The organism is Paenibacillus ihuae, assembly GCF_001368795.1.
In the GTDB taxonomy this organism is placed as follows: domain Bacteria; phylum Bacillota; class Bacilli; order Paenibacillales; family Paenibacillaceae; genus Paenibacillus_AQ; species Paenibacillus_AQ ihuae.
Window position 1 is genome coordinate 3,552,423 of the sequence record NZ_LN831198.1, and the last position, 5,512, is coordinate 3,557,934.

At 51.4% G+C, this 5,512-nt stretch carries 6 protein-coding genes; 3 read left to right on the forward strand and 3 right to left on the reverse strand.

What is annotated here, in order from left to right; all coding sequences use genetic code 11:
- From AQR02_RS16360 to AQR02_RS16370, 3 genes are all read left to right on the forward strand, one after another.
- The coding region (locus tag AQR02_RS16360) for a carboxymuconolactone decarboxylase family protein (RefSeq protein WP_245237507.1) at window positions 1–413 on the forward strand (413 nt) is incomplete at its 5' end.
- 214 nt (window positions 414–627) lie between these two features.
- Window positions 628–972, forward strand: a complete 345-nt coding sequence (locus tag AQR02_RS16365) for a hypothetical protein (protein ID WP_054941390.1) — start codon at window positions 628–630, stop codon at window positions 970–972.
- Between the two features lie 35 nt (window positions 973–1,007).
- Window positions 1,008–2,000: a 3-oxoacyl-[acyl-carrier-protein] synthase III C-terminal domain-containing protein gene (locus tag AQR02_RS16370; protein ID WP_054941391.1), complete on the forward strand. Its 993-nt coding sequence runs from the start codon at window positions 1,008–1,010 to the stop codon at window positions 1,998–2,000.
- 120 nt (window positions 2,001–2,120) lie between these two features.
- Here the strand turns inward: AQR02_RS16370 and glpK are convergent, their stop codons facing one another.
- The 3 genes from glpK to AQR02_RS34395 all read right to left on the reverse strand — a co-directional run.
- The gene (gene glpK, locus AQR02_RS16375) at window positions 2,121–3,614 is read right to left on the reverse strand and encodes a glycerol kinase GlpK (protein ID WP_054941392.1); all 1,494 of its coding nucleotides are present in this window, start codon (window positions 3,612–3,614) and stop codon (window positions 2,121–2,123) included.
- Window positions 3,615–3,716: 102 nt separating this feature from the next.
- Window positions 3,717–5,162 carry an ATP-binding protein gene (locus AQR02_RS16380; protein WP_054941393.1) on the reverse strand — a complete coding sequence of 482 codons (1,446 nt, stop codon included), beginning with the start codon at window positions 5,160–5,162 and terminating at the stop codon, window positions 3,717–3,719.
- Window positions 5,163–5,512: winged helix-turn-helix domain-containing protein (locus AQR02_RS34395; RefSeq protein ID WP_245237508.1), on the reverse strand; the 350-nt coding region annotated here is incomplete at its 5' end. It abuts the gene before it with no gap.

Below are 5,512 nucleotides of genomic sequence, written 5' to 3' on the forward strand. Positions count from 1 at the left end.
TCATATTCTTTCTTGATGTTATTAAATTTCAGGAGGTATCTTCTGTGGAAAATACGGTTAACAGCGGTCTAAAGCATTTCTCCAATCTGTCCGGCGACTATGGCGCCAAAGCTCTGGCTCCGATTAAAGAGCATTTTCCGGAATTGGCTGAGTACATCATGGGTAATGCTTACGGCGACATTTTTCAGCGCACTACGATCGGTTCAGACTGGAAGGAAATTGCCGTCATTTCTTCTCTGATCACCATGGGACAGTTTGAGCAATTGGGGGTTCATTATGTGATGGCGCTCCGTGTCGGAATGACCGTGGATCAGATCAAGGGAATCTTGCTGCATCTGGTACCGTGCGTCGGTGCTCCGAGAGTCATTTCCGCCTTTAATGTCCTGCTTGCCACACTTGAAGAAATCCAATAAATTGATTTTCGGCATTTTAATGCATGATTCGACTTTTTTCTTGCACAATCGAGAATATTATGGTTATATTAAGGCAAATTATCCCATTACCTAAAGTTTGTTGTCGAAAACCGGCTTAAAACTTCTAGTTTTTGGATATATAATAGCCGACCAATGCTGGCCGGCTGCATATTTGCAGAAGACACACACATTCAATTTTGGGAGAGATGAGCACATGGGTAAATTTATTTTGAAAACCGATTCTGTTAACAAGATCATTAATGTCGAATTAGAAGGTACCTTCTCCAATGAGGACGGCCTTAAATCGATTCAAGCCTATCAGCAGACAGTTAATCCGATCACACCCTCTGAATATTCTCTGCAGATCGACTGCAGAAAGCTAAATGTTACTGCTCCAGATGTTGTGCCGCTGCTGGAAGGCTGCTTCATCATGTTTAAAGCAGACGGTTTCGAACAAGTAAGCCTGACCCTTGAAAACAATCCGATCCTCAAAATGCAGCTCGCCCGTCTTGGCCGCAAAGCAGGACTAGAAAACCTGGAAATCACTTCGATCGTCTAAGAGCATCACTCCACTAACTTTACAGGAGGGCTACCATGGCCGGAATACGTATTAAGGATATTGATATCTATCATCCAAGTAAAAAGATTGATAATGACTTTTTCATACAGCATTTTGATGAAAAGGGTATAGATATCCGCGGACTCCTGACAGCTCTGGGCCGTGAGAGCCGGTACAGTATTGACAATGAGGAAGAGAATTCTCTGACTATGGCCTTTGAGGCAGCAAGCAATGTACTGGACAAGACGGGTCTTACCGGTGCTGACATTGACCTTATCGCTTATGCCAGCCAGACTCCTGAATACATCTTTCCTACGAACTCGCTGATGATTCACCGGCTGATCGGCGGTGCTTCCCATACCATTTGCATCGACAGCAATGCGAACTGCGCCGGTATGACCGCTTCGGTGGAACAGGTAAGCCGCCAGATGATGGCTAACCCGAGAATCCGCCGGGCACTGGTTATCGGCTCGGACCATGTGGCTCCGCATGCCGACAGGAATGATCCTGTCTACTATGCCAACTTCGGAGACGCTGCCGCGGCAGTGATCCTCGAGCGTGATGAGAATTCCGTTGGCTTCATCGATTCCATATACCAGACAGACACCTGCGTCTACGGAAATTCGATGTTCCCTGCAGAAGGCATGGCAAACCTTGGCCGCCGCGGGGTAGGCAAAGGAGAGTTCAATGTAAAGTTCATTCCTTTTGACGATTCCATTTGTGTGGATGCAGCCTCCGAGTCTATCAATACACTCCTGAGTGATAACGGGATCGCTCCTGAAACCATTAAAGCGGCATGCTTCTCCCAATTATCCCTGCCGAACATTCGTGCCGTATCTGACAAAACCGGTATCGGCAGCGACGCAGCCGTCTATATCGGCGATGAGTTCGGCTATACTTCGACGAGCAGTCCCTTTGTCGCTCTTCACGAAGCGGTCACTACCGGGAAGATTGAACGGGGTGACAAGGTTCTTTTCTGGACGGTCGGCGCCGGCTGGCAGAACGTAGCCTGTGTGATGGAATACTAAGCACTTATTCAGTGAACTAACTAAAAAGCAACCAGCAGGCTAGTAGTTTAAGAAACTAACCTGCTGGTTGCTTTTTGATTAAAATTATAAGATCAGCATATAAAATCCTGTCCAATGCTGCTAACCCCGGCCCTCATGCTTCTCCCAGCCCATCGTCCGTGACACCGCGTCCTTCCAGGCGTCATAGCGGCGTTCACGCTCTTCTTCACCCATCCGGGGCAAGAAGTCCTTCTCGGCCTTATTAAAGCTCTCCAGCTGTTCCCTAGACCATATCCCGGAGGTTAGCCCTGCCAGCAGTGCAGCCCCGAGCGCTGTCGTCTCTGCGTAGGTTGTGCGGGTCACCTCACTGCCGAGAATATCGGCCTGAAACTGCATCAGCAGGTCGTTGCGTACAGCACCGCCGTCTACATGCAGTCCGGTCAGCGGCATGCCGGCATCTTTCTCCATGGCACCGATAACATCGCGTGACTGAAAGGCCAGCGATTCCAGCGTCGCCCGGACCAGATGGCCAGCCGTTGTGCCCCGGGTCAGCCCAAACACAGCCCCGCGGGCATACATATCCCAATAGGGGGCCCCAAGGCCGGTAAAGGCAGGCACGACCACCACGCCTTCACTGTCCACTACTTCAGCAGCTTTGTGCTCCGAATCGGACGGCCCTTCGATTAATCCCAGTCCTTCATGCAGCCATTGTACGGCTGCTCCGGCTACAAACACACTGCCTTCCAGCGCATAATACAGCTCATCCCCCATCCCCCAGGCAACAGTCGTCAGCAGACCATGCTTGGAGGCAACGGGCTCAGTTCCTGTGTTCATCAGAATAAAGCAGCCTGTTCCGTATGTGTTTTTGGCACTGCCTGCCTCCAGGCAGGTATGACCGAATAATGCAGCCTGCTGATCGCCAAGCACTGAACAGATAGGAATCTCCGCACCGAACCACCGTGCCTCTGCTGTACCGAAATCGCCGCCGGACATCCGCACCTCAGGCAGCATGAGGCGGGGAATCCGCAGCAGTTCGATGAGCTGCTCGTCCCATCTACGCTCATGCAGATTGAACAGCATGGTCCGTGAAGCATTCGTCACGTCTGTAGCGTGTACAGCCCCTCCAGTGAGCTTCCAGATAAGCCAGCTGTCAATTGTCCCGGCCAGCAGTTCTCCCCGCTCAGCACGTTCCCTGGAACCTGTCACATGATCTAGAATCCAGGCCAGCTTGGTAGCCGAGAAATAGGCATCCACGACCAGACCTGTCTTGCGGGAAATCTCAGCAGCCAGGCCTTGACGTTTGATCTCCTCACACTGCACCGCCGTACGCCGGTCCTGCCACACGATGGCCGGATAAATCGGCTCTCCTGTGGCCTTGTCCCAAATCAGCGCGGTTTCACGCTGATTGGTGATGCCGATACATGATATTTCTTCAGCCGTTATTCCACTGGCCTGAATCGCATCTTTGGCCGCTGAGAGCTGGCTCTCCCAGATCTGCTCCGGATCATGCTCCACCCACCCGGGGCGGGGAAAGGACTGCTTAATCTCATATTGCCCCTGGGAAACCATTCCCGCCTGCTGATTAAAAAGGATGGCCCGAGAGCTGGTGGTGCCTTGGTCCAATGATAAAATCATGACTAGATGCCTCCTATACGTTCCACGATGAACAAGATTAAAGTGGTCCTTTCAACAAAAAGCACCTCTGCAGTCAGAGGCGCCGTCAGTCTTGGTCTGAATTTACTGTTTTTCGACAGGAAGCCTTAGCGTAAAGGTCGTGCCTTCGCCAAGTTTACTGGTGGCAAAAATCTGCCCGTGATGCGACTCGACGATATTTTTAACAATCGCCAGCCCCAGCCCGGTGCCTCCGGATTCTCCGCGTACCCGCGCCTTGTCGGCTTTGTAGAAGCGTTCGAAGATAAAGGGCAGATCCTCCGGATGAATTCCTGCGCCTTCATCCCGGATCGCAATCTCCAGATAGCGGCGCCCTTCAAGTACCACGGAGCCGGTGATGATCGAGATATGTTTATCCGCAGGGGTATGCCGGAAGGCATTATCCAGCAGATTGGTCAAAACCTGTTCCAGCTTATCTACATCCGCCGATTTAAGCAGCAGAGCGCTTTCTGTCTTATGGAGCTTAAGAATAATGTCCCGTTCCTTAGCCCGCACGGAGAATTTGCGGTAGATCCGCTCGAGCAGCTCGTCCATATCCACCTGTGTTTTATTCATATCTGTATGCCCCGCTTCCATCCGGGCAAGATCCAGCAGATCTTTAACCAGCCGGCCCATCCGCAGCGATTCATCATGAATAACCTGCACCAGCTCACTGCTCTCTTCCGGCGAGGAGGCCATACCGTCCAGCAGTGCTTCGCTGTATCCCTGCATCATCGAAAGCGGTGTGCGGATTTCATGCGAGACATTCGCTACGAAATCACGGAGCATTTTCTCAAGCCTTACTTCTTCTGTAACATCGCGCAGCACGGCTACAGCACCACGGAGATTCCCCTCCGAATACAGCGGAGCCATATGAATGGACCATACACCTTGCCGGACATGCACATTGGAGCGCTGGTCTCCTCCCTGGCTCAGTGTACTGAAGAAGAGCGGCCGGAGCGGAACAGGGACTGCTCCTGCAGCTCCGCCATTCGGATCCTGCTCAGCATCGCTATCTTCAACAAGGTCCGGCTCCAGATCCCCCCAGGCCTCCAGCAGCTTCTGTCCATGCGGATTCGTGAGTATAATCTGTCCTTCAATATCAAAGGTAATCACGGCGTCGGTCATGCTGCGCAGAACACTGGACAGATGCCCCTTCTCGTGATTGAGACTGCGGATATTCTCCTCCAGCTCTTCAGCCATGTGATTAAATGAAGTGGCAAGCTGGCCGATTTCGTCGCTGGTCCGAAGATTCAGCCTCGTGCCGTATTCGCCGCGGCGGATATTGTTGGCCGCTTCAATCACCTGCTGCATGGGCTGGGTAATCTTCGTAAACAGGAACAACGCAAAAAACGTTGTCAATGAAAACCCGATCATACAGGTATACATAAATAAACGCTTGATCGCCCCGGAATTGGCGAAATTGCTGTCGATATAAGGCAGCAGGAACAGCCCCAGCGTAATGAGCACGACGGCAACAAGGCAGATGATCGTGACCCACAGCTTGCCGACAAGGCTTCTCCAGAAGTTCACCTATTTAGGTACCTCAAGCTTGTAGCCTACTCCCCATACCGTGGTGATCATTGCTGCCGATTCCGGTGATACTTTATTCAGTTTCTCGCGAAGCCGTTTGACATGCGTGTCCACCGTACGTAAATCTCCGAAAAACTCATAATTCCAGACATCCTTAAGCAGTTCCTCACGGGAGAAAACTTTGTCCGGCGAGATTGCCAAATAATGAAGCAGCTCATATTCCTTTGGAGTCAGACTCACTTCCTGTCCGCCTGCCGTTACGCGGTGCGCATCATGCTCAATAATGAGATGAGGGAATACAATGTTGTTGCTGGAATTGCTCTCTCTCGATAAAAACGCTGTAGCCGAAG

Excerpts from the sequence above, each read along its gene's own strand:
- AQR02_RS16365 (WP_054941390.1), top strand. The coding sequence starts at position 628 with ATGGGTAAATTTATTTTGAAAACCGATTCTGTTAACAAGATCATTAAT.
- AQR02_RS16370 (WP_054941391.1), top strand. The coding sequence starts at position 1,008 with ATGGCCGGAATACGTATTAAGGATATTGATATCTATCATCCAAGTAAA.
- glpK (WP_054941392.1), bottom strand. The coding sequence starts at position 3,614 with ATGATTTTATCATTGGACCAAGGCACCACCAGCTCTCGGGCCATCCTT.